Origin of the sequence: Adhaeribacter terreus, assembly GCF_042657365.1 — a bacterium.
Classification (GTDB): Bacteria; Bacteroidota; Bacteroidia; order Cytophagales; family Hymenobacteraceae; genus Adhaeribacter_A; species Adhaeribacter_A terreus.
In genome coordinates this window covers 23,133-48,531 of the sequence record NZ_JBHSKT010000013.1, presented here as the reverse complement: position 1 = coordinate 48,531, position 25,399 = coordinate 23,133, and the positions used below count along the sequence as shown (strand labels likewise).

The window sequence follows — 25,399 nt, the reverse complement described above, 5'->3', positions numbered from 1 at the left end:
GTTTACGTAAATTTTTGTCCCCCTTTGGAGGGGGTAGGGGGATGATTTTTACTGTTTGTCATTTCGACGCAAGGAGAAATCTCTTGAGGAAGGTAGGGTAGCCAGAATAAATGCTACTACCAACCTGATGAGATTTCTCCTTGCGTCAAGATGACCTGATAACCTAAAAATCCTCCCCCAACCCCCTCCAAAGGGGGACTTTTCTTTTAATAACGTAAACTCCTTGAATAACAATTAACGAACAAGGGGCAATAAAATTATTCCAGCACTTTCGGCACCCGGAAGTAATCGGAGTCTTTTTTAGGTGCGTTGCGCAGCGCTTCATCGTGAGTAACAGTGTTTTGAGCTACGTCTTCGCGCATTACGTTCACTTCTTCGCTCATGTGAATAAGCGGCTCCACGTTGTCGGTATTCAGTTCGTTGAGTTGCTCCATCCAGTTCAGGATCTTGTTCAGATCCGAAAGCATTTCCTGCTCTTTGGTTTCGTTAAATTCAAGCCGCGCTAAGTGGGCCAGACTCCGGATGGTGTTTATGTCGGTCTTCATGGATATCGGTTACGAATTCGGTTTTTATAATGTGGTAAACTTTTTCTTTCAAAGCATCAAGATCGGCCAGCGTCATGTTGGTGGTATCTATAGGCTCGTGGAAAACGATCTTGAGCGGATGCCGGTTTACAATGAACTGGCCTTTTGCATCGGGTAGAAAAATGTGGTTGAATGGCATGGTAACCGGCACCAGTGGAATTTTACGTTCAATCGCCAACCGGAACGGACCATCTTTGAATTCAGCCAGTTCTTTGCCCACGTTCTCATCCGGAATTTTTCCTTCGGGGAAGATCACCAGGCTGCGGCCTTCGTCTAAGGTTTTGTTAGAATAAAGATACGTTTTAGCGCGGCTCATCCGGCTGTCGCGGTCCACGGAAATGTAAAGCGCTTTGAAAATTGGTCCCCAGAGCGGCACGCGCGTAAGCGAGGCTTTGCCCACAAAATTCAGGAAACCCGGCACGGTGCTGAGCAGCAGCGGAATATCAATATAAGACGAATGGTTGGGCGCGTAAATGTATTGCGTTTCGGGGTTGTAATTGCCTTTGCGCACCACTTCTACCCGCACGCCGTACATGCGCAGCTGCAGCCAGCTCCAGAAACGGTTCAAAAGGCCGGCATATTTATACCATTCCTTCCGAAGAATAAAAAGCCGGAAAAACGGCAACAAAATGATAAATGGCAACAGGAAACTGAATACGCACCAGGCCCTGTAAAGATTATAGCCGAACTTTTTTAAACCACGCATAAGCCCCAAATTTACAAATAAATTGGGGTTCTCTAATGCAATTCCATCGGCGTTATTGGTTTTTCCGGATTGAAAGGTAGATGTTTTCATAGCTCCCGCACTTTTTATGTTCCAAACCCTATCGTTTTTCTATATTTAAATATACTTTTTTAAAAGTAATTGGTTGAATTTCAGGAATGTGATTTTTTATAGTTTCCTGAAAATTTTGACCAATGAATAACGAAAAACGATAAGCGGTTTCTACAAGCCTAACAAACGGGCAGCCTTCAAAATTCCGGCAGCGCTGATGGCATCGGTAATTTCATCGCGCATCACCATTTCCACGGCTTCTTTTAGCGGTAATTTCCTAAGTTGCAGGTCTTCGGTTTCTTCAAATTCGGTTTCGCCGGCGGTTAATTCCTGGGCTAAAAAAACAAAACCTTCTTCGTCAGTAACGGAATTGGAAGTATGTAAACGGCTGATTTTGGTCCATTTGTCGGCGGTAAAACCGGTTTCTTCTTTCAGTTCGCGTTTGGCACTTTCCAGAATGTCGCGTTCCAGTAAACCGCCGCCCATCGGAATTTCCCAGCTGTATTCGTTCAGCGCGTAACGGTATTGGCCCACGAGCCAGGTATTCATTTCTTCATCTACCGGAATAATGCCGAGCGCCTTGTTTTTAAACGAAACCACACCGTAAATACCGTTGCCGCCTTTTGGGTTTATCACCTGGTCTTCGCGCACGCTGATCCAGGGGTTTTTGTATATTTCTTTGGTGGTAAGCGTTTGCCAAGGATTTTTAACCGTTTCATCCATAAGTTTCTGAGCTGTTTTTTTGCTACAAATAACGTAATTTCGGGCTGAATTATTTACCGGTTTATTTTGTCTGAAATACATGTTGCTGCCAAATTATAGCGGAAATTTGCTGGAAGCCGGCCTTGATGAAGCTGGCCGCGGTTGTTTAGCCGGTCCGGTAATGGCCGCTGCTGTAATCCTACCGCCAGATTATCACCATCCGCTGCTCAACGATTCCAAACAATTAAGCAAAAAAGACCGGGAATTATTGCGGGAAGAAATCTGCAAAGAAGCCGTGCAATGGGCTGTAGCCGAAGTTTCGCACACCGAAATTGACGAAATAAACATTCTGAACGCATCTTTTCTGGCCATGCACCGCGCCGTAGCGCAGTTCCAAACCCAACCTGAATTCTTAATTGTAGACGGCAACCGATTTAAACGATACCAGGAAGTTCCGCACGAATGCATCGTAAAAGGCGACGGAAAATATTTCTCCATTGCTGCTGCTTCGGTTCTGGCCAAAACCTTTCGGGATGATTTAATGGATAAACTGGCGCTGGAATTTCCGGCATACGGCTGGCACACGAATGCCGGTTACCCGACCATTAAACACCGGGAAGCTATTTCTAAATTCGGCACTACGCCGCACCACCGCCTTACTTTTAAATTACTAGCCGAAGTTCCGGAATTAACTCTCTGAAAACGGTAGTGTTTTAGACTAAAAAACTCACAACTTTTAAGCTGATCTCCGTCCGATTTTCAGACTGAAAACGGTATCATTTTCAGCCTGAAAACTCAGCTGTTTCATCCGGTAAATACTTCTGTAAATCTGCAGATCTACTACGGGTAGCGCGCAATTAGCAATTCTAATTAAAATTCCTCTATTTCTGAAAGCGGTTGTTTACTTACCTGCAGCCCGAAAAGCATGATGAGGCCCGTAAGAATAATTACGAAAAACAGGACGCCTTCAGAAAAATTCGGGATCAGGAATTTAGGCGGAATGCTGTAAAATAATAAAATGGTAATGAGGCCTTTGGGCGCCACAAATAATTCCGGAAAAAGGCTGGACCGTGAAATGAAGCGCAGGTAAAAAAAACGGATCAGGGTAAGTGTGGTAATAATCAAGCTGCCAATAAAGAGCATTTCCACATCCAGCAATTTAATTAATTCGAAAGAGAAACCGAACAGTAAAAAGAAGAACGTGCGTACCAGAAAAGCCGATTCGGCGGTAATGATCTTGAGCTGATTAACTTCTTCTTCCAACCGGTCGGTACTGATAAAATTGCGCAAACGTCGCTTTACAAAAACGTCAGTATTATTCAGAATGAGGCCAAATGCCAGCACCAGTAAAAGGGGCGACAAATGGAAGATCTTCGAAACCGAATAAATGAGCACCAGCATGGCCAGGATCAGGAAAAATTTAGTGTGGTGCGTGATCTGGTTGATAAAAAAGATCAGCAAAATGCAGCCAATTACCGAAACGATCAGAATCAGTAAGAGGTCCCAGAGAAAGGTGAAAATGGAAATAGTTTGGGCAAAATTATCCTGTATGGCAAAATTGAAGACCATAATGCCCAGAATATCCGAAAAGGTAGATTCGTAAATAATGAATTCTTTTTTGTCTTTGGTTAGGTTAGAAACGCTGGGAATGGCAATGGCGCTGCTGATCACGGCTAGCGGAATGGCATTTACGAGGCATTGCTGAAAAGGCAGATCGTTGTTGAACTGAATGATAAACGCTATGGAAACAGCCGATAAAACTAAAATAAGCAGTGCCGCTAAAAAAGATTTCCGCACAATAGGCAGTTTTTCGCGGGTAAGCTCCAGATCCAGCGAACCTTCCAGCACGATCAGGATCAGACCGATTATACCGAAAACTTCCAGTATTACGCGAGGCAAAATAAATTTAAACCCGAAATATTCGGCAGCATATTGCAGGCCGATACCACAAGCCAGCAGCATGAGTACACTCGGAACCTTGGTTTTTTTAGCTAGCAGATCGAACCCATAAGAAATAATAACCAGTAAGCTTAAAAAAATAAGGATCGAGTATGGATTCATAAAAGAGAATTAGGTAAAACGAATTTTAATTTTCCTTTTTGAAGGAAATTTAAAAAATAAAAACCTGTTCATCCAAGCCGCAGATCAGGAACATTTTCCCGGGCAGATCGGATAAACAGGTTTTAAAGATAGCTTTTTATTTCAAAAAGCCGGAGTGCAAGCCTGAAGTTTTATTTGATCTTCAGCAGATCGAGCATTAAACTGAAGCTATCGATTGTAGAATTTTCGCCGCCGAATTTATCGAAGGAAAGCGGTTTAACAATGTAGCCGGTAGCGTTCAGATTCTGCGCAGCCAGGCGGTCGCTTTCTTCGTTCGAAGTTGTCATAATAAAAACGTTCAGATCGCGGAATTCAGGATCTTTGCGCACTGCTTCCAAAAACTCGATACCGTTCATTTTAGGCATGTTTATATCCAGGAGCACCACGCTTGGTTTTGGCAGAATTTTAGTAGCTCCAGCTTCGCCGCGTAATAAGTTTAGCGCTTCGCGGCCGTTACGGGCTACGTGCAGGGGAAGATTTATATTAAGTTTCTTCAGCTCGCGTTCAACGTTCATGATGTCTAAATAATCATCTTCCACAAGCAGAATACTAACTTGGTTTTCGGTCATGTTGGTAGGGCAGTTAAAATTTTAAATTAAATACTCGAAATTATAGAATTGGTTTCCTGCGGCGCGGTTTTGGGCCAGTTAAATGTAAAAGTGGCGCCTTTACCTGGCTCAGAATCAACGGTTATCGTGCCGCCTTGCCGTTCTATAATTTTTTTCACAATGGCCAGTCCCACGCCGGTGCTTTCTAATGCGTCGCGTTCCTGCAGGGTCTGGAAGATCACGAATATCCGGTCGTGATATGCCGGGTCTATGCCTGGGCCATTGTCTGTAAAAGAGAACGAGTAGAACTGGCTCGTTTCCAGGCAGGAAATGGTTAACAGGCCTTCCGGTTTATCGTTATATTTTATGGCGTTGCTGATCAGGTTCGAGAAAACCTGCTCCAAATAGATCCGGACGGTGTAAATATGGGGCATTTTATCCGGAATTACTATTGAAAAGTTTTGGGGAACGCTGATAGAGTCTAAAATATCCAGCACTAATTGGCGTACATCTACCAGTTCTTCCATGCGTTTGGTCCGCCCGATCCGGGCCAGATCCAGAATGCCGTTGATCAGGTTTTCCATGCGGTGTACGCGCACACGCATCATCATTAAATATTCCTGGATCTTGGTAGGCAAAGAAGTACCCATATCTTCTTCGATCCACCGCGAAGCATTTTCAATGCCACGCAACGGCGCTTTCAGGTCATGCGAAATTACGTAGGCGTATTGATCAAGCTCTTTGTTTTTGCGTTCCAGTTCAGCAATGTTCCGGTCGATGGTGCCGGCCATTACGTTCAGCGATGCAGAAAGCTTACTGAGTTCATCGTGTTCCGTATCGTTGATTTTGGTCTTATAATCGCCTTTGGAAATTTTATCGGCCAGCCTAACCATAACCATAATGCGGTCGGAAATGATCTTGGTGATATAATAAGCCCAGGCCAGACCCAGAAGCACCGAAAAAATAGTGAGTGCGGTAGAAACGTTGCGGGTATAGTTAATGGTCTGGTTCAGGCGTTCGGTACGTTCTTCGCGAATCTGATATTCAATAGCATTGAAATTTTTGAATTGTTCCCGGATAGAATCGTTCAGGTCTTTACCGTATTTAGCTCGCAGTTTATCTGCACTTCTCAGCTCTGCCAGGCCGGAACGCGGTTCTTTTTCCATTTGTTCACGTTTCTCCGAGATCAGTTTTTCGGCAAATTCATTCAGCCACTGGTTGTGCAGCGTGCGGATTATCTGCAGATATTTCTGTTGTCCCGGAGAGTTTACCGTCATTTCCGCCAGGCTCTGAAAAAGGGGTTGTACCTGGTCTTTAGATTGTACATACGGTTCCAGAAACGCTTCCTGGCCGGTAAGCAGGTAACCGCGTAAACCAGATTCCATATCGGAAATATTGCGTTGCAGCGAAGCCGAATTCCGGGTTATAACCTGCGACTGCGAAACCCAGGAGCTACTGGCCAGTACATCCTGAGAGAGATTGTAGTTGATATAAGTTACCGCCAAAAAGATGAACGATACAATAGAAAAGCCGGCAAACAGCTTGGTAGATAACTTCATGGGGTAAAAGTATAAGAAACAAGTTAACTATGCAAACCTGTAAACGCTAGGGTTTTAGGCCAGAAAAGTGCTTCTTATTATTAAATTATAGGTTTAGGGTGGACTAGGTTTCGGGTTGAAGCGGTAAAAGAAAATGCAGTTCTATAAGGAATTCAGCACTTCATCCGGAGCTTTATGGGCCGTAATTTTATCCAGAAGCTGCAAGCCTTTTTCGGTGAGCAGGCCGCGCAGGTAATATTCAATAGCCAGCTTAAAAACTGCGTTGAAATTGTCTTCTTTATCGTTCAGTACATTGGTTTCTAATATGGCATAGGTTTGCGCAATAAGCAGTTGGCTAACCAAAGTGGTATTGATTTCCGGGTTAAAGAGTTGTTGCTTTTTGCCGGCACTAAACTGATTTTCTAAAGTATCCAGCAGGTAATTATTAGAAAATTCCTGCATTTTATCCCAACAGGCGGGGTAGGCCGTTTTCAGATCGGGCAGGAAAGCCGGATGATGGCCGGAAAGTGCTTTCAGGTTGGAGTGGAGTAATTGCATAATGGCTTCTACCTCATTGGTGGCAACTTCTACTAAGCCGGCAAAATGTGCCTGCCGGCTTGTTAAGGCTGCATCTACACATTGGTCCAATAACGCTTCCTTCGATTTGGCAATGCCCTGTAACGTACCTTTTGAAATATCGAGGTGGGCTAATATGGCCTCCATGGTCAGGTTTTTGATGCCGTGCCGCTGAAAAATATACATACCCTCTTCTAAAACCGTCTGCCTGAAATCCATAATTCAAAAAAAAATAATAAAACCTTAAAAGCGTATCCCGGAACCGGAATCAGCCCCGAGTTTTTCAGCATAAAACCCTGGCGTTTTGGCCTGAGAATCAGATCAATTTAAATGCATATGTTTGAATATATGCCGTAGTTGATATGATGGGACGCTTTTTTGCTCCTTTTTTTACGGGATTATTTGCACCGGGTTTTGCTGATTTTTTAAGAATAATTGTGCTGAAGCCCTAAAGCCCTGAGCAATAGCCGGAAAGCTTTTTATAGCAGATTCAGCGGAAGCCTGATATTTTTGTAGTGAATTGGAAGGTAATTGTATAAAATTCAGAAAGTAAGCGAATGCAGAAGGTTGAAAAATCGGGTTTCAGAAACAATTTTAAATCAGTACTTTTGCGCATAATTACTAAGCCCCTCTAAATCTCCTTGAACCATGGAATTGAAAAAAGTTGCTCTGAACGATGTGCACGAAGCGTTAGGCGCCAAAATGGTGCCCTTTGCCGGTTACAACATGCCGGTGCGTTACAGCTCCGATATTGAAGAACATAAAACGGTACGCGAAGCAGTTGGTGTTTTCGACGTATCGCACATGGGAGAATTTATGGTGAAAGGCCCGAAAGCATTGGATCTGATCCAGCGCGTAACTTCTAACGATGCTGCTAAACTGGTTCCCGGCAAAATTCAGTACTCTTGTTTGCCAAATGAAGACGGCGGAATTGTTGACGATCTGCTGGTTTATTGCATGGCCGAAAATGAATACATGCTGGTGGTAAACGCCTCCAATATTGATAAAGACTGGAACTGGATCTCTAAATTCAATACCGAAGGCGCGGAAATGGAAAACATTTCGGATGAGATGAGCTTGTTTGCGGTGCAGGGCCCGAAAACCGCCGATGCGCTGCAAAGCCTGACCAGTCTCGATCTGCATAATATGGTATATTATACCTTCGAGAAAGGCGAATTTGCCGGCGTACCGAACGTAATTGTTTCCGCTACGGGTTATACCGGCGCCGGTGGTTTTGAAATTTACGTACCGAACCAGAATGCCAAAGAAGTCTGGGATAAAATTATGGAAGCCGGAAAGGATTTCGGGATCAAGCCAATTGGTTTAGGCGCCCGTGATACTTTGCGCCTGGAAATGGGTTACTGCTTATACGGCAACGATATTTCAGACTCTACTTCGCCGCTAGAGGCCGGTTTAGGTTGGGTTACCAAATTCAACAAAAACTTTACTAACGCCGAAAACCTGAAAGCGCAGAAAGAAGCCGGCGTGAGCCGCAAGCTGGTTGGTTTCGAAATGGTGGAGCAAGGCATTCCGCGCGCGCATTACGAAATTGCTGATGCCGCCGGCGAAACGATTGGCGAAGTTACTTCCGGTACGCAAAGCCCGATGTTGAGCAAAGGCATTGGCCTGGGTTACGTGAAAACGGAATTTGCTGCGCCGGGCTCGGAAGTTTATATCAAGATCCGCAACAAAGCCGTGAAAGCCAACGTGGTAAAACTGCCATTCTACAAAGCATAACCTGATCTTATGGCCTCGCTTTGCGGGGCTGTTTTTTTTACCAGTATATCCGAATTCTTACTATTTAATTAAAATTTTATGTTAACGGTTGACGTTTGTTTCAGCCCCGAATTATTACACTTATATAATTTGCAGGGCCGTGTTGTTGTGGTGGTAGATATTCTGCGGGCTACATCCAGTATGGTTACGGCTTTTGCGCACGGCGTAGAAAAAATGGTGCCCGTAAGCAAACTGCAGGAATGCATGGCTTACCGCAAAAAAGGTTTTTTAACGGCCGCCGAACGCGACGGACAGAAAGCCGAAGGGTTTGATCTGGGCAATTCGCCGTTCAGCTACATGGAAGAAAGTATTAAAGGCAAAGCCGTGGCTATTACCACTACCAACGGTACGCAGGCCATTCGTCTTTCTATTTCTGCCGATACGGTGGTAATTGGTTCGTTCCTGAACATTGCTGCGGTGGCGAAGTTTGTGCAGATGCAGCAGAAAAGCGTGATTATTGTGTGCGCTGCCTGGAAAGGAAAATTCAACCTGGAAGATACGTTGTTTGCCGGCGCTTTAATTGAAAAACTGGGCAGCGAATTTGAACCGGAAAACGACTCAACTTTGGCCGCTACCGTTTTATGGGATTCCGCCAAAGCCGACCGCCGCACGTTCCTGAATAATAGCAGCCACGTGAAACGCCTGGCCCGCCTGGATATTACCAAAGACGTAGATTTCTGCCTGCAGGACGATGTGTATGACGTGGTTCCGGTTTGGCAGGGCGCTTATTTAACCAAAGCCGTTCCGGTGCTGGTAGATTAATCTTTGAGTTTTTAAGGCTGAAACCATAGCGTTTTGCCGGCAAACCTGTGAGGTTTTTAAAACCTCACAGGTTTTTTTATGCAAAAGCATACCGTTTTTAATCGCAGTTTCTGGGCAGGAACGGATAGCGTTTTTCGGCAGGAAGAAAGATTTTTGCTAAGGTAATTTTTGTTATTTTGCATCTTTTACAGCTTGCCTGACTGATATGGAAAAAGTTTACGCCCTTTTGCTGCTGGTTTTATGTTGCTTTTCCCCGGCAAAAGCCCAGCAATTAGAAGGCGCCAATTGGTTCTTTGGCGGTTGGGCACAAACAAGCATTCCAGGGGTGCATCTGGATTTTAAGGGGCAAAAGCCAGTAGCAGTGCCATATAATTCCGATTTTAGCCTTGGGGCAGGCGTCGCAACTATTAGTGATAAAAATGGACAGTTACTTTTCTTCAGCAATTCCGGAGTTGTATTTACCAGGCAAATCCAAAATAACAAATACCTGGAGATGCCTAATGGGAAGGTTTTTCAAACTGAAGATTTTACTACCTCCGAATTAATAACCCAAAGCCCGGTTGATCCGCAGGTGTATTACGTTTTTATTGTAAGGGGAAATTGGGCTCAGGGTAATAGAAAGCTTTATGTCGTTCAGATTGACATGCGTTTAAATAACGGGTTCGGGGATGTGGTTCCTAATTCGTTTCAATTATTAAAGCGGGAGGTTGGTCCCGGGCTGGCGGCCATGTTGCATGCAAATAATCGCGATACCTGGATCGTGAGTTATATCAATACCACCGATTCTGTTCAGGCTTATTTAGTGAACCCAACCGGAATTAGTCCGCCGGTTATTTCTACTACCGGTAAGGTGCTCAGTCATGAAGGCCGGATCAAAAGTTCTGCTAATAGTGCGTTGCTGGCCGCCGTTGGGCTGCAACAGATCGAGGTTTTTCAGTTTAACCGCAGTACCGGCGCGGTTTCCTCTTTGCATTCGCTTATCTTGCCCAACCCGACGAAACAAACGGGTTGGGCTTTTGCTTTTTCTCCGGATAACACCAAGCTTTATGCCGGTACCAGAAAGCCAAGTCCTTCGCCTTCTAATGCTATGTATTCCATTGTGCAATATGATCTGGCTGCCGGAAATACCGCACAAATTCAGCTATCGCTCAATACAATCTACAATCCGGGAAGTAGTGAAAATGGAAGTATAATCATGGATATGCAATTGGCGATAGACGGGAAAATTTATGTTTCAAGGTTGGATAGCCTCCGGCATTTAAGCATTTTAACCTGCCCGGATAATTACGGTACAGCTTCAAATTTTATCTTGCGCGGGGTAGATGCTTTACAAAAATATTTTGGTAATGGTACAACCCTTCCTGCCCTCAACCAAACCATCTTCCGCAATGCGGGCATTTTGCAGGCGCAGGCTTTTAGAGATACCATTTGCTACGGCGATTCGGTGCAGCTTTCAGCCTATGGAGCAGGGGCAGAGCATTTTCAGTGGCAGGTTGCTAATGGCTTAACTGCAGTATGATACTTTAGCTAATCTTTTTGTGAAACCTACGCAAACTACCACTTACACAGTAACCGGTTCGAGCGTTTGCAGCCAAAGCACGGCTTCGGTAACGGTGGTGGTTTTGCCTAAGCCGGTGGTTACAATCAGCGGTTCGGCCTCGGTTTGTCCGCAGGTGCAGGGTGTTTGGTACAAGGTGCAAAACCCGCAAAGGCAGCAAGTAAACTGGGGTGTTAAAGGCGGTACAATTTCAACTTCATCCAACGACAGCATTTCCGTGAACTGGGGCAGCGCCAGCAATACCGCGCAGGTCTGGGCTTTACCAAAGAATAGTTTAGGTTGCCCCGGCGATACGGTTTTCTTCCCGGTAAGCATTAACGTAATTTTAGCCACCGAAAAACCGAAAGGAGCCGATACGCTTTGCTTGAACGAAGCTAAAAATATAAGTTACCGCATTAATAAAACTACCGGTTCTGTTTACACCTGGGGCATAAAAGGCGGAACCATTGTAAGCGGGCAAAACACGAATGCCATAAAAGTAAACTGGCTGCAAACCGGAAACGGTAAACTTTGGGTGCAGGAAGAAAGCCATACCAGCACCTCGCACTGCTTTGGCGTTTCCGATACCATACGCGTGATCATTCACCCTGCACCCGATTCTGTTGAGAAAATTTCTGGTCCAATGCAGGTTTTTACTTTAGCCGAAAATCAGGGTTATGCAGTAGAGGATCCGCAGTTGGGTTTGGTTTACAACTGGCGGGTAAGCGGCGGAGAAATTGTTTCCGGGCAAGGCAACAGCAGCATAAAGGTAAACTGGGAAAATGCAGGAGCGGGCCTGGTAGAAGTTCTAGCTGTAAACGGGCAAGGCTGCCAAAGCAAGAAAACGGCATTAGAAGTACAGATTTCCGGTGCACCGCAACCTGTTTTCTACAATATTTTCACGCCAAACGCTGACCATAAAAACGATGCTTTTGTAATAGAAAACCTGCAATGGTATGCAGAAAATGAACTGGTAATTTATAACCGCTGGGGCGTAGAAGTTTTCCGGAAGCGGAATTATAAAAACGGATGGAAAGCTGAAAACCTAAGCAGCGGCACTTATTTCTATCGGTTTCAATCCGGCAAGCAGGCCTGGAAAGGCTGGCTGGAAGTGGCGTATTAAATTGTTGAATGGTTAAATTGTTGATCGCAAAACGGTAGGTTTTAATCGTGAAAAACTGCTTCACGCCTTAAAAGTCGTGGCAATTAAACTATAGTGCCGGGTCGGCCTGAGAGTATAAATAAACAATTTAACAATTTAACCATTTAACCATTAAATTACTGCAGCTTCTCGTTATTCTTATGCCGTTCGGCGTCGCGGGTGGTTTTCTTTTCGAGGTTTTTTTGCAGGGCTTCGGTTAAATTTATGCCGGTTTGGTTAGCCAGACAAATCACTACAAAAAGCACATCGGCCAGTTCATCAGCCAGGTTTTTGTCTTTATCCGAAGGTTTGAACGATTGTTCGCCGTATTGCCGGGAAATGATGCGCGCCACTTCGCCCACTTCTTCCGTAAGCATCGCCATGTTGGTGAGTTCGTTAAAATAGCGAACTCCGGTAGTTTTGATCCAGTTATCTACAGTTTGCTGCGCTTCTTCTATGGTCATGTTAAATTGTTTAATTGCTTAATGGTTAATTTATTTAATGGTTAATTTGGCTAAATAGTCTAATTATTTTTTTTACTCTCAGACCGACCCGGCCCTACAGTTTAATTGCCACGCCTTTTAAGGCGTGGAGCACTACAGTAAACCCTACCATTTCGAGATCAACAATTTAATCATTTAGCAATTTAACCATTTAATCATTTAATCATTCCCGCTGCTGCGAATCGATGATGATCGTAACCGGGCCATCGTTTACCAGCGAAACTTTCATGTCGGCGCCAAATTCTCCGGTCTGAATAGGTTTGCCCAGATCAGTTTCAAGTTGCTTTATGAATTGCTCGTAGAGCGGAATAGCAATGGTTGGCGGCGCGGCATTTATGTAAGATGGGCGGTTTCCTTTTTTGGTATTGGCAAAGAGCGTGAACTGGCTGATAAGCAAAATTTCGCCGCCAACGTCTTGCACGCTCAGGTTCATTTTATCGTCAGCGTCGCTGAAAATGCGCAACTGCACCAGCTTTTTCGAGATCCAGAGCAGATCTTCGGCCGTATCGGAAGCGCTGAAGCCTGCCAGTACCAGCAAGCCTTGGCCGATCGCGCCTTTTAGTTGTCCGTTAATTTTTACCGATGCTTCGCTTACGCGCTGAATAACTACCCGCATTAGTGTGCTGCTTTCTGAATGTAAATTAAGATATCCGGCAATGAACTGGCAATTTAGAACCAAAAAGTTATAAAAAAAGCCAGCCTGAAATGCAGACTGACTTTTTTCATATAAAACGATACCGTTTTTTAAAGGCCCATTGGCTGATAATCGTTTACGTTCACTTCCGGGATCTTCGTGCCAAAACCACTGAACTGAGGGATTTTCGGCAATACTTCCTGGTTCATGGCCTGAATGATCTTGTTGGCAACAATGGCCTGGCCGCGCGGCGTCAGGGTGAAATTATCGAGGGAGAAAACGCCGCCTTTTACTGGAGCAAGGTCATATTTTACCCCGTTGTAGATCACGCCGTTACGAAGGGTACCAAAAAGCTGCTTCATATCAGCTACAATTACCTGATTAGCATAAGCAGGATTTTTTACAATGTCGGTGATCTTTACATTGTAACGGTTCATGCGGGCGCTCAAATGTTGAATTTCCTTGTAATTCAGCACCTCGTCGGAATGCAGCGGATCCTGTTTGCTGAAGCCGTGAGCTTGCACACCTAAGGTAGCTTTACCTTTCGGAGTTAAAATATCTTTGGATACGACGGCTACAGTATCTTCGCCCTGGCTAGGAACGTTCATGTTTTTCAGCACTTTCACCCAAATGGTTAAATTACTGTTACCGGTTTGCGTGCGCAGATCGGCCTGAACTTTTACCAGATCGGTAACATAAGCGATAGGGAAATCGTCGTAAGAAGGCAGGTTTAGAATTACCCCTTTTCGTTCTGCTTTGCCGTTTGGCTGCCGTTTGGTCAGGTTGTCGAGCAGGGTGTTCATTTCCGTTGTAAATTCAGCTTCTTCAGGAAGAGTGCCGCAAGTGCCGCCACTCATAATATACGTGATCACATCGCTCATGCCAAACCACGTAGTAAAGAAAGTAGGATTGCTGGCTGAGGCCACTTCCAGGTAACTGCGGTTATCGCCGGTTGGTAAAATGCGCTCAAAATAAGGGTTAAAACCTGTAGTATTCTGATTGCCTGAATTGCCAAGGCCCGGAGTTTTAAGCTGCTTTATTTTAATTGCCGGAACACCAAAATTCTGCAACGTAGTAAGATCGCCGCCATACGGTTTGTTGAGGCTTGGCAAGCCCGCGCAGTCTGCCAGTGTAAGTTTTACGAATTCTTCCGCATTACGAATAACCGGTACGCCGTTTTCAGAAGCAAGCGACATCATAGGAGTGCCTTCGCCAGAAAAATACGGTTGTTCGAACGTGGTATTTGCTCCGAACAAAGCAAATTGTTTAGCCAGAATGGCTGGATATGCGGTTTGCTGGCTTTCGCGGGAAAGGCCGCCGTTCATAAAGCCAGCCGTAGCATAATCGCCGAACGCTACGTATCTGCTCAGGTTCAGGTCTGCGGCACTGGCCGTGGGCTCTTCTATATTAGGCTGGCAGGAAACCGTCAGAACCGATAATGCAAGGCCGGGAATTAGATATAAAAAACGTTTCATCTTCAGAATTAAAACTTATAATTAAGGCCTAAACCTACGCCATTTACCAACGTGCGGTATTTACCGGCCACATTAGAAACATCGGTTTTAGTAAAATCAGCTACGGAGTTGCGTTCGGCAACTTTCTCGAACAGATAAGCCGCATCGAGCTCAAAACGTTCCGAAAGTTTATAAGAAAGCCCGGCGGTTAAACCAATGCGGCTGCCGTCCGGAAGTTCCGGCGAAATATATTCGTCGCGCACCGGAGTTTCGTCGTAGAAAAGGCCGCCCCGGAAAGTCAGGTTGTCGTTATGCGTGTATTCGGCTCCCACCCGGAAAGCCATGGCATCTTCGTATTTGCTGCCGGCTTTGCTGTCAGGCGTTGAAGCATTTTCGAAATTGAAGTTCAGTGAATCGTAGCTCGACCAGCCGGTGAGGTTAAATTCGAAAGCCACTAAAACTTTCTGATTAATACGATTCGTAAAACCAACTGATAAGGTAGAAGGCAGCTCGAGTGTAGATTTGAAATTCTGAGCCGGGAACTGGCTGCTTAAGCTGGCCGGCACGTTCGTGAAACTGGCTTTGCCGTTATCCAGGTCGAATTTTACGTTGGAGCGGTAGGTAATGCCGAACGAAAGTTCATCCTGAATTTTACCAAAAACGCCGGCGTTAAAACCAAAGCCAGAAGCAGAGCCAGTTAATTTGGCGTTGCTGTTAATTTCCCCAACCTGGCGGCGCACCAAAACATCGCCGTAAGCATAAACAAAACCGGCGCCGGCGCTGAAATTATCGGTAATGCGGTAAGAAAGCGTAGGTTGTACATAAAACGTTTTCAGGTTCACTTCCTGGCTTACCGAACGGCCTTCCCAGTTATCATCCCATTTGGTACCCAAACCGTAAGGGCTATTCACGCTTAAACCCGCTGTAAATCTTTCGCTTACCGGAATAGCAGCGTACAGATAAGAAGGGAAAAATGGTTGGCTTTCCATTTCAAAAGTAGTGGCCGTATTGGTAGAAAGGAAAGTGGTTTTGGGCATCAGGAACGTGGAACCAATGCTGATGTAACGGCCCGAATCGAGCATGGCTAAAGCGCCCGGGTTGTAAAAGGCGGCGGAAGCATCTTTGTTGTAAGCGCTGAACGCACCGCCCATGCCGAGGGCTTTCTGCCCCTGCGTATTTACCTGGAAACCACCGGCCTGAGCCAGCATAGTGGTCGAAAACAGGTAAACTGCTAATAAAATTTTCTTCATTTGTTGGAATAAACGCAATTTGGCGCAAAGTTACGAAACCCTGCGCGAAACCTTTGCACTTTCCGGTATTTTATTGTTATTTGATTGGTTCGTTTCTGAAAACCTTTATAAATGAAGAAGGAGATAACGCATTTTGATGAAAGCCGGAAGTAAGAGCTTTCAGCATTGCAAAGCACTTTTTCCGGTCAAAACCCTACCGTTTTCAATCTTAAAACGCTATGGTTTTGGGCTGAAAAAGTGGTGAAATTTATCTTTACCGGAAACTAAATAGTAAATCAGAAATCACTTTTATCGTACCAGGAGCGCATTTTCCAGTTGTCCTGACGGGTTTTGCGGGTAAGTACCACGCGGGCTGAACCTACGCCGCGGTAAATGGTGGCGTCGTCCTGGTTTATGGTGAGGTTAAAGGCGCGTTCGGCAATGGCTACGGTATCGGAAATGGCAGTATCGGCGAGTATGTATTGGTTCCATTGCAGCGAAGTGGCGCGCACGCCCCGGAAAAGCTTGTAAGTAGTATTCATTTCCACGTCGCGGGGCCAGCTCACTTCAGTATTGTTGGTAAAATCGAAATACGTGAACCGGAAATCGGGCGCAACGATCTGGCCATATAAAGTAGAGTCGCGGAGCTGGTAGGAATTCCGCCACCATTCGAAAAAGCCGTTCACGGTTTTGCGGTCGCCGAGTAATTTGTTCGGGTCGGTTACGGCGTCATCGAGTTCCGGGGCAAAGGGGTTACAGGCTGCCAGCGAGGCTACCAGAACCAACGGCAAAAACCGGGTCAGCGTGCAATAAAATGTTTTTTCAGATCGCTCCAGCATGCCTGGTTTTCCCGGTTATCTTCCCATTTGGCAATAAGCCACTCGTTATTTTTTCGCGTAAGTACCAGCCGCATCGTGCCCGTAAAATCGTGGGGCTTGAGGGTGGTATCGGTGTGAGAAGTACGTAATTTATAAGAAAAAAATTGTTCCAGCGAATCGGCCCGGAAAAAATTCTCGCGCGTTTTGGTCAGGTCCAGCAAGTTGAGGGCATTAGTCGCGCTTTTATTTTTCAGGCTGTTAAAGTAATCGCGTTCTTCGGCAGCGGTCCAGTTCTCGAATAAAGCAGTATTGGCTCCAGCCGTGGCGGGATCGGCTTTGAACCGGAAACCGGGCGTAAAGCAGCGGCTGTAAACGGCAATATTCAGGGTGCGGACGGCTTTGGTAAAATTATCGGTTAAAATGGAAGGTTGGGTAGGAGGGGTCCATTCGCTTACGGCATCGGGTTTTTCGGGCTCGCGCACGTTAAAGCAGCCGCTGCAAAGCAACGCAAACAGCAATAAACCAAGCACAGACCGCATTTGCATATAAAGATAATTTCTATAAAAATAAGAAGAATTCCTGAATCGGCCAAGCCACTTTTTTAGCCCCAAACCCTACCGTTTTTAGGCCGTTTCTAGTTTATTGCGTAATAGGGGAGCAGGCATTTATGCTGGCTAAAAACTTTGCGGCGGAGAAAATTTAGCTATTTTTGCCCTTCAACTTTTTGCGCATGCCGAAGAAATATATTCTTTATTTGGTGGGATTGTTGGTGCTGGCCGGGCTTGGTTATTACGGTTTCAGCAAATGGACAGAGGCCCGCGAAAAAGTAGACCTCTGGACGCTGGTACCCGACGATGCCGTTTTTGTAATTGAAAGCGGTAATCACGCCGATATGATTGACCGCCTGAAACGCACCCAAGTCTGGGAATCGTTGTCGGAAGTTACGTATCTGCGCCGCCTGGAAGAGAATATGGTGCTGATAGATAGCCTGGCCGATAACCGCGAAACACTTTTTAAATTTCTGGCTAGCAAAAGGGTGTTGAGTTCGGTGCACGTTACCAGTAAGAACGATTTTGAGCTGGTTTTTTACCTCCCCATCAGTACCGTAAAAGAGCACCGCTACATGCGTACGCTCGTAGAAAACCTGGAAAAGAACGGGGAATTCGAGCATAGCACGCATCAGTACCAGGGCACTACCATTACTGAATTCAGAAACCCGGCGACCCGGCAAAGCCTTTCGTATTTTACATATCGCAACAACCTGATCATGAGCCCTTCGGCGGTATTGCTGGAAGGTATTATACGGAGGATCAAGCGCAAGCAATTCGTTTCAGTGGCTGCGGATTATAAGAATATCAATTACCTGAACCAGGAGAAAGTTTACGCCAACGTATTCATTAATTACCGCAACCTGCCGGCTTTCCTGAATATTTTTGTGAAGCAGGAACTGCAGCCGGACATGGAATATTTGTGTGGCCTGAGCCGCAACAGCATGCTGGAATTCAAGCTGGAAAACAACAAACTTTTCCTAAATGGTTTTTCGAACCCCGAAACGCTGAGCCAGACTTTTTACAATCATCTTTCCGGCCAAAAGCCCAGACCTATGGAGCTGGAGCAACTTTTATCCAACCGGATTGCTTTATTCCTGCATTTCGGGCTCGATAAAGCGCGGCGGCTTCGCCAGTATAACGGAGCCAAACTACCTGAACTACGGCCGGAATTTAAAGCCCAAACCGATACTCTTTCGCAATTGTTTGGCGGCGAATTAGGGTTAGCTTATATGCAAACCTATAACCCTAATGCGTCGCCGGAGAAAGTTGTTTTTGCGGAGGCTAAAGTGCCGGACAATGCCATAAAACGCCTGAATACGCTGGCTTTAGAAATTAACCTGCTGAACAAAACAGTACCTTATAAAGAGCAAAAAGGTAATTATACGATCCGGATGGTGCCGGTTAAAGAATTTCCGCAACGGCTATTTGGCAAGTTATTCCGCGGGTTTGAGCAATGCTATTTTGTGGCCATGCAGCAATACGTGGTTTTTGCCGATAACCCGGCCACGCTGCGTAGCGTGATAAACGATTTTGAAGCCGAAAATGTGTGGGGAAAATCGGTGGCACAAAAAGCATTTCTGGAAGAGACCCAGCACGAAGCTAATTTCAGCGTTTTTCTGAATTCAGAAAATGCCTGGCAAATGCTGAGCCGCTATGTGAACAACGAAAAACGCGAAAGCCTGCTGCGCAACGAAAGCCTGATCAAAGATTTCAACCAGATCAGTTGGCAGTTCAGCCAGGTAGAAAAGCAATATTATACCAGCATTTTACTTCGTCAGCAAGATGCGCAGGCTACGGAAGATCTGCCTTCTGATACCTTGGAAGTTGAGAAAACAACGCCTTTCCCGAGCAAACTCACCGCCGGGCCGTTTGCCGCCCGAAGCCCTTTAAACCGGGGCCTGGAAATGCTGGTGCAGGATTCGAATTTTGTATTGCACAATATTTCCTACGAAGGCCGCATTACCTGGTCCGATTCGCTGAACGAAGCTGTGAAAGGCGAAATCTTACAGGCACCATTTGGTTCGGATGGAAAAACAAAATATCTGTTTGCTACTTCGCACAGAATCCATTGTCTGGACCGGAGCGGAAAAGAAGTTGAAAGCTTCCCGTATTATCTGCCCGATTCGTTGCGGTTACAGCGCCTCACCATTTTAGATTTTAATAAGAACGGCGACCATAAGTTGCTGGTAGATGATGATCTGGGCAATCTGTTTATGTTCAACGAAGCAGGGGATTTGATGCCGGGGTGGGAGCCACTAAGCCTCGAAAGCCGCGTGGCGATTGCACCACAACATTTCCGGGTGGGTAGTAAAAATGTAATTGTAGTGGTGCTGGAAAACGGGCTGGTTTATGCTTTAGATGAAGAAGGCGAAACATATCCGGGATTCCCTTTCAGCATTCGGGCAAGTGTCCGTTCCGGCATGTTCGGGAAGGCAGGTAGTAATCTGCGTAAATCGGAAGTTACGCTGGTAACCTTGCGCGGCGAAGTGATTACGTTTAACCTGGCCGGTGAAATTCTGAAACGTCACCAATTGGTACGGCCCGAACGCAACGCAACGTTCGAACTGATTCCGGAAAACAGCGGAAAATCGTACCTGATCGCGCGGCAAAGCCTGGGCCGGGTAACGTTGCTAAGTCCCGATTTTAAATTGTTGCTGGAGCGGAATTTCTTTACTTCTTCGCGAAAAATTGTGCAGTATTTTCTGTTTGGCGGCGATAATGTGATATACGTGATTACGGAAACCGGCCCGCAGAAAACCTATCTGTTCGATGTGAAAGCGCAACCAGTGGGCAATCGCGTGATCGAAAATCGTAACCCGGTAAAGTTGGTTTACAACGATATTACCCGCGAGTTTCAGCTCTATAAAATATTCGGCAGTGAACTGAAAAAAATAACGTTCGAACGTAAGAATTAAACGCGGGTTTTTCAGGTGAAAAACATACCGTTTTTTGCTTTTTTCAGGCAGATAAAATTAATATAGTAATTAGAAATAAAGACTTGCTGATTCGATAAAATGCTATGCTTTCAGGTTAAAAAACTAATGAGCAAGCGCTATTTGAACCAGCCTTTCCGGTAGAAAAAATAAATCTGACCTATCACCAAAACACCCATCAGAAATAACAGCACCACGTAGCCGTAAGGTTGGTAAAGCTCCGGCATGTTGAGGTAATTAATGCTGCCATCCGGGTTTTCGCGGGAAAAGTTCATGCCGTAAATGCCCACAATAAAGCTGAGCGGAATGAAAATACTGGAAATAATGGTGAGCACTTTCATGATCTCGTTCATGCGGTTATTTATGTTCGATAGATAAAGCTCCACCAAACTGCCCGACATCTCTTTGTAGTTTTCTACCAGGTCTATTATTTGTACCGAATGGTCGTAGGTGTCACGGAAATAGATCTTCAGGTCATCCGGAACTATTTCGGTTGGGAAGCGCAATAACTCGTTTATTTTGTCGCGTTCGGGCCATATTATGCGCCGCAGCTTCACAATTTCGCGTTTTACCGACAAAATTCTGCTGAGTATTTCTTTTTTTGGTTGCTTGAACAGGCAATCTTCCAGTTCTTCGAGGTAGTCGCTCATTTCAGCTAAAACCGGGAAATAATGGTCCAGCACTACGTCCATGATCGCGTAAGCCATATAAACTACCGGCCTTTTCCTTATAATGCCTTTTCCGCCCCGGATCCGCAGGCGCAGCGGGTTCAGGCAATCGTCGTAATCGCTCTGAAAAGTGAGCACGTAGTTTGGGCCGGTAAAAATGCTGAGCTGATCGTCGTCTATTAATTTTTCGGCGGTAAAAGAAACCATGCGCGAGATCATGAAAAGCGAACCGCTTTCTTCTTCCACTTTTGGCCGCTGGTAATCGCTGATCACGTCTTCGAGCTGGAGCGGATGAATGTTGAAATCGCGGGCAATATTCTCCAGAATTTCCAGGTTTCCGTAGCCGCGCACATCGACCCAGTGGCGCTGGTGCGGCCGCTGCTGCATATAGGCAAAAAGTTCGTCGTAGTTTTCGTATTCTTTTTCTACCAGCTCAAACTCATCGAAAGAAACCAGGAACATGCGGGTATCGAACGCGTTTTCGGGCCGGAAAAGGAAGCCGGGTTTTTGCCCGACTTTGGTACTGACTTTGTTTTGCTGCAGAATGCGCGGTTTTACCATAAAAAAGGATACCGTTTTTAAAAAGCAAACGTCCGGAAAAGCCAGCCGTTCTTAGTTTTTGCGTTTAGAAAGATAGCGTTTTTAGCAAAATTAAGTTACAAATTATTCCATAATGGCGGCCCGGACATTATCCAGTTTTTCGAGACGCGCCATTATTTTTTCGCTCAGCTGTTTTCTTACTTCCACCGTTATTTCGCAACTTATTTCAAAATGCTGGCTGGCCATCTGCAGATCAAATTCCTTTATCAGGCTCATCACATCGTTCATTTGCGGGTACGAAAATTCGATCTTTATAAAAGCCGTTTCGTGTTTTTCTACGGTTCTTGCCTGGTTCAGGGCTTCGGCGGTGGCCGTTTTATACGCATGGATCAAACCGCCTACGCCCAGCTTGGTTCCACCAAAATAACGCACCACAATTACTAAAACGTTGCTCAGGCCCGAAGACCGGATCTGCCCTAAGATCGGATCGCCGGCAGAGTGGTTCGGTTCGCCATCGTCGTTGGCGCGGTACACTTTTTTAGCAGCGCCCAATAAATACGCATAGCAATGGTGGCGCGCATCGAAATAAGTTTTGCGCACTTCGACTAGTTTTTCTTTTATGTCGTTTTCGGTGAAAACCGGAAAAGCGAGCGCAATAAATTTGCTGCCTTTTTCTTTGTAAAGCCCTTCGGCCGGTTCGGCTAGCGTGGTATAAGTATCAGGATTTTCGGCAACAGTCAAAGCAATAATTTTTTAGGAAGAAGAAAACCACCGCAAATTTGCGTTTATTTACGCGTTTTCCGGTTATTTATGCTTAATTTCGTTAGTCAGGCACGTTCAAAAACTTTATCCGAAGCTGTTTCGGAAACGCAGAACAATGATTTTCCGGTTTTAATACCCATGCAGCTGCAAAATAACCGCTATTTAATTTCTATTGCTTCTGAAGGCCTGCCCCAGGAATTTGCGTTCGATCCGTTCCTGTTTTTGCGGCAAGAGCATTTGCAAACGCAAGCCGAAGATGAACGGATAATTTTTCAGCTACTCGACCATAAATCTAATAAAATTGCGGCGCACCTGCCTTTTTTTCTCGACGGAAAAGGGTTGGCTTACAGCCCCGGAAAAGCGCCTTTCGGTTCGGTGCAGTTTAAGAAGCGGCTGCCTGAAGATGTGCTGGCGGAATTTCTGTTGCAGACAAAACGGTATCTTTCAGCGCAAAAAAACTGCCATACCATTCGCATAAAAAGTTACCCGTTTGCCTACGCACCCCAGGAAAGCGCGGTGCTCACTGACCTACTCTTAAAGCAACATTTCCGGCTCAGCCATTCCGAGATCAACCATCATATTACCGTAAGTGAAGCGCCTTTCGAAACGAAATTGCATCCTTCGGCGCGGCGGCGTTTGCATAAATGTCTGAAGCATGGTTTTACGTTTCAGGAAGAAGAAGTAAACTTGTTGCCGGAAGTCTTTCATTTTATCCGGGATTGTCGGCTGGAAAGACATTACGAAGCGCCCATGCCTTTGGAAAAACTGGCCGGCTTGTTTCATGATTTTCCGCAGGATTTCCGAATTTTTTCGGTGCGGCAGCAACATGAACTGGCGGCTGCAACCGTTGCAGTGCGCATAAACGGGCAAACGCTTTATAATTTTTATCCAGCCAATCCGCTCCGTTTTAACGCTTTCAGCCCGGTGGTTTATTTAACTGAAGGCTTATACGAGGTTTGCCAGCGCGAAAATTTTAAAACGCTGGATCTGGGAACTTCCAACCTGCCGGCCGGCCCGAATTTTCCGCTCATTACTTTTAAAAAACACCTGGGCGGCGAACCTACTTTAAAACTCAGTTTTGAATTTAACGCTTAACGGAAATTTTGTAAGTAAGCCCTTCTGAATTGCCTATGCAGCCTCTCGTTTCGGTTATTTGCCTTTGCTACAACCACGCCCGTTTTTTAAAAGAAGCGCTCGATTCGGTTTTGAATCAGACTTACCAGAACCTTGAGATAATAGTAGTTGATGACCGGAGCACCGACAACAGCCGGGCAATAATTGAAGATTACGCAGCGCGTTTTCCGCAGATAAAATACCTGCCAAACGAGCACAATCTGGGCAATTGTGCGGCTTTTAACCGGGCCTACCGGCTTTCGAAAGGGAAATACCTGATCGATTTTGCGACCGACGATGTGTTGATGCCCAACCGGATAGAAGAACAGGTAAAAGCGTTTGAAAAGCTGGACGAAAGCTACGGCATTTTATTTACCGACGCCGAATTCATAGACGACTTCGGCAACCATTTGCATAATTTTTATAAGCGCGACAAGAACGGAAACCTGGCGGAAAATGTACCCGATGGAGAAGTATTTGCCGACGTAATTGCCCGCCATTACATTTGTTCACCCACCATGATGATGCGCCGCACGGTTTTCGATAAACTGAACGGCTACGACGAAACGCTTGCGTATGAAGATTTTGATCTGTGGGTAAGGTCCGCGCCGGATTTTAAATATTTTTTCCTCGATAAAGTTCTCACCAAAAGGCGCATACATGCGGCTCAGATGTCGCAGCAGCAATATAAGCCCAACGATAAGCAGATCTTTTCTACCATAACGGTATGCAAAAAGGCGCAAAAACTGCTTCGAACCGAAAACGAAAATCAAGCCCTGAAAAAGCGCGTGCAGCATGAATTGATCCAAGCTGTTTTTACCCGCAATTTTGAAGCTACGCGCCAGCTAAGTAAACTGCTGTCGGAATTAGGGCCGGTCCCGGTAAAAATAAAAGCTTTGCTTGCCGTTTGTAAATGGCCGCTTCCTTTTGAGCAAACCCGTCAACTTTACTACAAACTTCGGTTCGGGTTATAAAGGCTTATTTTGTTGATTTCAGTAAGGTGTTACTTACGTTTTTGTATAAAAATTCTAATATTAAAGCTTGCTTTGAAACCCGACACTTTAAAAATCAGTTAGAAAACAGTATCTTTGGAGTTTACACAGCTTTATTAATATGATTGCTACGGCCATTTCGCGCGGCGAGGTTTTAACATACCTTGAAAAATTTCTTGACTATAACTTTGAATCTTTGTTAAAAACGGTGGAAGATAGCTGGCAGCCCGCTGACCTGCTTCCCGATTCCCGTTTCGATAATTTTCTGGATGAAGTAAAGCAACTCCGTGAAAGAGCTAAAGATCTTTCTTACGACCTGATGGCGGTTCTGATCGGCGATACCATTACCGAAGAAGCTCTTCCAACTTACGAAAGCTGGTTGATGAGTACCGAAGGCCTGACCAAAGACCCGAATAGCGGCTGGATGAAATGGATCCGCGCCTGGACGGCTGAGGAAAACCGCCACGGCGACTTGCTGAACCGTTATTTATATCTTTCCGGCCGCGTAAACATGCGCGAAATGGAAGCTTCTACCCAGTATTTAATTGCCGACGGTTTCGACCTGCAAACCGGTACTGATCCGTATCGTGCTTTTGTATATACTTCTTTTCAGGAAACGGCTACCAATATTTCGCACCGCCGCGTAGCTGCACTAGCTAAAAAATCGGGCGATTTGATGCTGGCTAAACTTTGCGGCAACATTGCTTCCGACGAAGCCCGCCATGCCAAAGCTTACAAAGGTTTCGTAGAGAAAATTTTTGAAGTAGATCCGAACGGCATGATGATGGCATTTGAAGACATGATGCGGAAAAAGATCGTGATGCCGGCCCATTATCTGCGGGAGTTAGGCGTAAATATCGGCCAGACTTTTGGCCATTTTACCGACGCTGCTCAACGTATTGGCGTTTATACTTCTGCCGATTATACCGATATTCTGGAAGACCTGATAAAAGACTGGAAAATTGAAGGCATGACCGGCCTGAACGATAGTAGTGAAAAAGCCCGCGATTATGTAATGGCACTGCCAGCCCGTTTACGCCGCGTGGCCGAACGGATGCGCGTACCTGAACTGCAATATAAATTCCGCTGGATCGAAGGTTAATCCGGTTCAGAAAATAATATTAAAGCAAGGACAGTTCGAAAGGGCTGTCCTTACTTTTTTG

Annotated in this window: 24 protein-coding genes; 9 read left to right on the top strand and 15 right to left on the bottom strand. The window is 45.5% G+C overall.

Going from position 1 to position 25,399, the window contains the following annotated elements; translation table 11 throughout:
* Positions 1 to 257 precede the first annotated feature (257 nt).
* The 3 genes from gatC to ACFPIB_RS16530 all read right to left on the bottom strand — a co-directional run bounded on the left by gatC (position 258) and on the right by ACFPIB_RS16530 (position 2,082).
* Complete coding sequence (gene gatC / locus ACFPIB_RS16540) at positions 258 to 545, bottom strand: Asp-tRNA(Asn)/Glu-tRNA(Gln) amidotransferase subunit GatC (RefSeq protein WP_378018583.1); 288 nt, start codon at positions 543 to 545, stop codon at positions 258 to 260.
* Positions 493 to 1,380, bottom strand: a complete 888-nt coding sequence (locus ACFPIB_RS16535) for a lysophospholipid acyltransferase family protein (RefSeq protein WP_378018582.1) — start codon at positions 1,378 to 1,380, stop codon at positions 493 to 495. The genes gatC and ACFPIB_RS16535 overlap by 53 nt, the downstream gene beginning before the upstream one ends.
* A gap of 150 nt (positions 1,381 to 1,530) precedes the next feature.
* Complete coding sequence (locus ACFPIB_RS16530) at positions 1,531 to 2,082, bottom strand: NUDIX domain-containing protein (protein WP_378018581.1); 552 nt, start codon at positions 2,080 to 2,082, stop codon at positions 1,531 to 1,533.
* A 79-nt stretch (positions 2,083 to 2,161) separates the two neighbouring features.
* On the opposite strand from ACFPIB_RS16530, the gene ACFPIB_RS16525 reads away from it, so the two are divergent.
* The gene (locus ACFPIB_RS16525) at positions 2,162 to 2,761 is read left to right on the top strand and encodes a ribonuclease HII (RefSeq protein WP_378018580.1); all 600 of its coding nucleotides are present in this window, start codon (positions 2,162 to 2,164) and stop codon (positions 2,759 to 2,761) included.
* Positions 2,762 to 2,931: 170 nt separating this feature from the next.
* Here ACFPIB_RS16525 and ACFPIB_RS16520 read toward each other — a convergent pair whose 3' ends face one another.
* From ACFPIB_RS16520 to ACFPIB_RS16505, 4 genes are all read right to left on the bottom strand, one after another.
* The gene (locus tag ACFPIB_RS16520; RefSeq protein ID WP_378018579.1) at positions 2,932 to 4,122 is read right to left on the bottom strand and encodes a cation:proton antiporter domain-containing protein; all 1,191 of its coding nucleotides are present in this window, start codon (positions 4,120 to 4,122) and stop codon (positions 2,932 to 2,934) included.
* A 170-nt stretch (positions 4,123 to 4,292) separates the two neighbouring features.
* Complete coding sequence (locus ACFPIB_RS16515) at positions 4,293 to 4,730, bottom strand: response regulator (protein ID WP_378018578.1); 438 nt, start codon at positions 4,728 to 4,730, stop codon at positions 4,293 to 4,295.
* A gap of 26 nt (positions 4,731 to 4,756) precedes the next feature.
* The gene (locus tag ACFPIB_RS16510) at positions 4,757 to 6,268 is read right to left on the bottom strand and encodes a sensor histidine kinase (protein WP_378018577.1); all 1,512 of its coding nucleotides are present in this window, start codon (positions 6,266 to 6,268) and stop codon (positions 4,757 to 4,759) included.
* A 141-nt stretch (positions 6,269 to 6,409) separates the two neighbouring features.
* Positions 6,410 to 7,042, bottom strand: a complete 633-nt coding sequence (locus ACFPIB_RS16505; protein WP_378018576.1) for a TetR/AcrR family transcriptional regulator — start codon at positions 7,040 to 7,042, stop codon at positions 6,410 to 6,412.
* A 429-nt stretch (positions 7,043 to 7,471) separates the two neighbouring features.
* Between ACFPIB_RS16505 and gcvT the strand changes: the two genes are divergently transcribed.
* The 4 genes from gcvT (at position 7,472) to ACFPIB_RS16485 (ending at position 12,021) form a co-directional block, all read left to right on the top strand.
* Positions 7,472 to 8,560 carry a glycine cleavage system aminomethyltransferase GcvT gene (gene gcvT, locus ACFPIB_RS16500; protein ID WP_378018575.1) on the top strand — a complete coding sequence of 363 codons (1,089 nt, stop codon included), beginning with the start codon at positions 7,472 to 7,474 and terminating at the stop codon, positions 8,558 to 8,560.
* A gap of 78 nt (positions 8,561 to 8,638) precedes the next feature.
* A complete protein-coding gene (locus tag ACFPIB_RS16495; protein ID WP_378018574.1) occupies positions 8,639 to 9,361 on the top strand; it encodes a 2-phosphosulfolactate phosphatase in 723 nt (240 codons plus the stop codon).
* Positions 9,362 to 9,566: 205 nt separating this feature from the next.
* A complete protein-coding gene (locus tag ACFPIB_RS16490) occupies positions 9,567 to 10,880 on the top strand; it encodes a hypothetical protein (RefSeq protein ID WP_378018573.1) in 1,314 nt (437 codons plus the stop codon).
* Between the two features lie 19 nt (positions 10,881 to 10,899).
* On the top strand, positions 10,900 to 12,021 hold the full coding sequence (locus ACFPIB_RS16485) for a T9SS type B sorting domain-containing protein (protein WP_378018572.1): 1,122 nt from the start codon (positions 10,900 to 10,902) through the stop codon (positions 12,019 to 12,021).
* Positions 12,022 to 12,176: 155 nt separating this feature from the next.
* Here ACFPIB_RS16485 and ACFPIB_RS16480 read toward each other — a convergent pair whose 3' ends face one another.
* The 6 genes from ACFPIB_RS16480 to ACFPIB_RS16455 all read right to left on the bottom strand — a co-directional run bounded on the left by ACFPIB_RS16480 (position 12,177) and on the right by ACFPIB_RS16455 (position 17,222).
* Positions 12,177 to 12,503 (bottom strand): nucleotide pyrophosphohydrolase, encoded by a 327-nt coding sequence (locus ACFPIB_RS16480; protein WP_378018571.1) that lies wholly within the window; start codon positions 12,501 to 12,503, stop codon positions 12,177 to 12,179.
* Positions 12,504 to 12,705: 202 nt separating this feature from the next.
* Entirely contained in the window at positions 12,706 to 13,158 is a 453-nt protein-coding gene (dtd, locus tag ACFPIB_RS16475; protein WP_378018570.1) for a D-aminoacyl-tRNA deacylase, read from the bottom strand.
* A gap of 128 nt (positions 13,159 to 13,286) precedes the next feature.
* On the bottom strand, positions 13,287 to 14,651 hold the full coding sequence (locus ACFPIB_RS16470; RefSeq protein ID WP_378018569.1) for a hypothetical protein: 1,365 nt from the start codon (positions 14,649 to 14,651) through the stop codon (positions 13,287 to 13,289).
* Between the two features lie 8 nt (positions 14,652 to 14,659).
* Positions 14,660 to 15,880 carry an OmpP1/FadL family transporter gene (locus tag ACFPIB_RS16465; RefSeq protein ID WP_378018568.1) on the bottom strand — a complete coding sequence of 407 codons (1,221 nt, stop codon included), beginning with the start codon at positions 15,878 to 15,880 and terminating at the stop codon, positions 14,660 to 14,662.
* A 275-nt stretch (positions 15,881 to 16,155) separates the two neighbouring features.
* Complete coding sequence (locus ACFPIB_RS16460; protein WP_378018567.1) at positions 16,156 to 16,698, bottom strand: hypothetical protein; 543 nt, start codon at positions 16,696 to 16,698, stop codon at positions 16,156 to 16,158.
* Positions 16,659 to 17,222 carry a hypothetical protein gene (locus ACFPIB_RS16455; protein ID WP_378018566.1) on the bottom strand — a complete coding sequence of 188 codons (564 nt, stop codon included), beginning with the start codon at positions 17,220 to 17,222 and terminating at the stop codon, positions 16,659 to 16,661. The genes ACFPIB_RS16460 and ACFPIB_RS16455 overlap by 40 nt, the downstream gene beginning before the upstream one ends.
* Before the next feature lie 185 nt (positions 17,223 to 17,407).
* On the opposite strand from ACFPIB_RS16455, the gene ACFPIB_RS16450 reads away from it, so the two are divergent.
* The gene (locus ACFPIB_RS16450) at positions 17,408 to 20,143 is read left to right on the top strand and encodes a hypothetical protein (protein ID WP_378018565.1); all 2,736 of its coding nucleotides are present in this window, start codon (positions 17,408 to 17,410) and stop codon (positions 20,141 to 20,143) included.
* A gap of 137 nt (positions 20,144 to 20,280) precedes the next feature.
* On the opposite strand, the gene corA is transcribed toward ACFPIB_RS16450, so the two are convergent.
* Both corA and ACFPIB_RS16440 read right to left on the bottom strand, forming a co-directional pair.
* Positions 20,281 to 21,390 (bottom strand): magnesium/cobalt transporter CorA, encoded by a 1,110-nt coding sequence (gene corA, locus ACFPIB_RS16445; protein WP_378018564.1) that lies wholly within the window; start codon positions 21,388 to 21,390, stop codon positions 20,281 to 20,283.
* Between the two features lie 102 nt (positions 21,391 to 21,492).
* A complete protein-coding gene (locus tag ACFPIB_RS16440) occupies positions 21,493 to 22,110 on the bottom strand; it encodes an IMPACT family protein (protein ID WP_378018563.1) in 618 nt (205 codons plus the stop codon).
* A 159-nt stretch (positions 22,111 to 22,269) separates the two neighbouring features.
* On the opposite strand from ACFPIB_RS16440, the gene ACFPIB_RS16435 reads away from it, so the two are divergent.
* The 3 genes from ACFPIB_RS16435 to ACFPIB_RS16425 all read left to right on the top strand — a co-directional run bounded on the left by ACFPIB_RS16435 (position 22,270) and on the right by ACFPIB_RS16425 (position 25,338).
* Positions 22,270 to 23,226 (top strand): GNAT family N-acetyltransferase, encoded by a 957-nt coding sequence (locus ACFPIB_RS16435; protein ID WP_378018562.1) that lies wholly within the window; start codon positions 22,270 to 22,272, stop codon positions 23,224 to 23,226.
* A 35-nt stretch (positions 23,227 to 23,261) separates the two neighbouring features.
* Positions 23,262 to 24,218, top strand: coding sequence for a glycosyltransferase family 2 protein (locus ACFPIB_RS16430; RefSeq protein ID WP_378018561.1), 957 nt, complete (start codon positions 23,262 to 23,264; stop codon positions 24,216 to 24,218).
* Positions 24,219 to 24,357: 139 nt separating this feature from the next.
* On the top strand, positions 24,358 to 25,338 hold the full coding sequence (locus ACFPIB_RS16425) for an acyl-ACP desaturase (protein WP_378018560.1): 981 nt from the start codon (positions 24,358 to 24,360) through the stop codon (positions 25,336 to 25,338).
* Positions 25,339 to 25,399: the final 61 nt, after the last annotated feature.

Coding starts and splice junctions, on each gene's coding strand:
- ACFPIB_RS16490 (WP_378018573.1), top strand. CDS start 9,567: ATGGAAAAAGTTTACGCCCTTTTGCTGCTGGTTTTATGTTGCTTTTCC.
- ACFPIB_RS16515 (WP_378018578.1), bottom strand. CDS start 4,730: ATGACCGAAAACCAAGTTAGTATTCTGCTTGTGGAAGATGATTATTTA.
- ACFPIB_RS16450 (WP_378018565.1), top strand. CDS start 17,408: ATGCCGAAGAAATATATTCTTTATTTGGTGGGATTGTTGGTGCTGGCC.
- ACFPIB_RS16465 (WP_378018568.1), bottom strand. CDS start 15,880: ATGAAGAAAATTTTATTAGCAGTTTACCTGTTTTCGACCACTATGCTG.
- ACFPIB_RS16530 (WP_378018581.1), bottom strand. CDS start 2,082: ATGGATGAAACGGTTAAAAATCCTTGGCAAACGCTTACCACCAAAGAA.
- ACFPIB_RS16510 (WP_378018577.1), bottom strand. CDS start 6,268: ATGAAGTTATCTACCAAGCTGTTTGCCGGCTTTTCTATTGTATCGTTC.
- ACFPIB_RS16435 (WP_378018562.1), top strand. CDS start 22,270: ATGCAGCTGCAAAATAACCGCTATTTAATTTCTATTGCTTCTGAAGGC.
- ACFPIB_RS16505 (WP_378018576.1), bottom strand. CDS start 7,042: ATGGATTTCAGGCAGACGGTTTTAGAAGAGGGTATGTATATTTTTCAG.
- dtd (WP_378018570.1), bottom strand. CDS start 13,158: ATGCGGGTAGTTATTCAGCGCGTAAGCGAAGCATCGGTAAAAATTAAC.
- gatC (WP_378018583.1), bottom strand. CDS start 545: ATGAAGACCGACATAAACACCATCCGGAGTCTGGCCCACTTAGCGCGG.
- corA (WP_378018564.1), bottom strand. CDS start 21,390: ATGGTAAAACCGCGCATTCTGCAGCAAAACAAAGTCAGTACCAAAGTC.
- ACFPIB_RS16495 (WP_378018574.1), top strand. CDS start 8,639: ATGTTAACGGTTGACGTTTGTTTCAGCCCCGAATTATTACACTTATAT.
- ACFPIB_RS16520 (WP_378018579.1), bottom strand. CDS start 4,122: ATGAATCCATACTCGATCCTTATTTTTTTAAGCTTACTGGTTATTATT.
- ACFPIB_RS16455 (WP_378018566.1), bottom strand. CDS start 17,222: ATGCAAATGCGGTCTGTGCTTGGTTTATTGCTGTTTGCGTTGCTTTGC.
- ACFPIB_RS16480 (WP_378018571.1), bottom strand. CDS start 12,503: ATGACCATAGAAGAAGCGCAGCAAACTGTAGATAACTGGATCAAAACT.
- ACFPIB_RS16425 (WP_378018560.1), top strand. CDS start 24,358: ATGATTGCTACGGCCATTTCGCGCGGCGAGGTTTTAACATACCTTGAA.
- gcvT (WP_378018575.1), top strand. CDS start 7,472: ATGGAATTGAAAAAAGTTGCTCTGAACGATGTGCACGAAGCGTTAGGC.
- ACFPIB_RS16535 (WP_378018582.1), bottom strand. CDS start 1,380: ATGAAAACATCTACCTTTCAATCCGGAAAAACCAATAACGCCGATGGA.
- ACFPIB_RS16460 (WP_378018567.1), bottom strand. CDS start 16,698: ATGCTGGAGCGATCTGAAAAAACATTTTATTGCACGCTGACCCGGTTT.
- ACFPIB_RS16430 (WP_378018561.1), top strand. CDS start 23,262: ATGCAGCCTCTCGTTTCGGTTATTTGCCTTTGCTACAACCACGCCCGT.
- ACFPIB_RS16525 (WP_378018580.1), top strand. CDS start 2,162: ATGTTGCTGCCAAATTATAGCGGAAATTTGCTGGAAGCCGGCCTTGAT.
- ACFPIB_RS16470 (WP_378018569.1), bottom strand. CDS start 14,651: ATGAAACGTTTTTTATATCTAATTCCCGGCCTTGCATTATCGGTTCTG.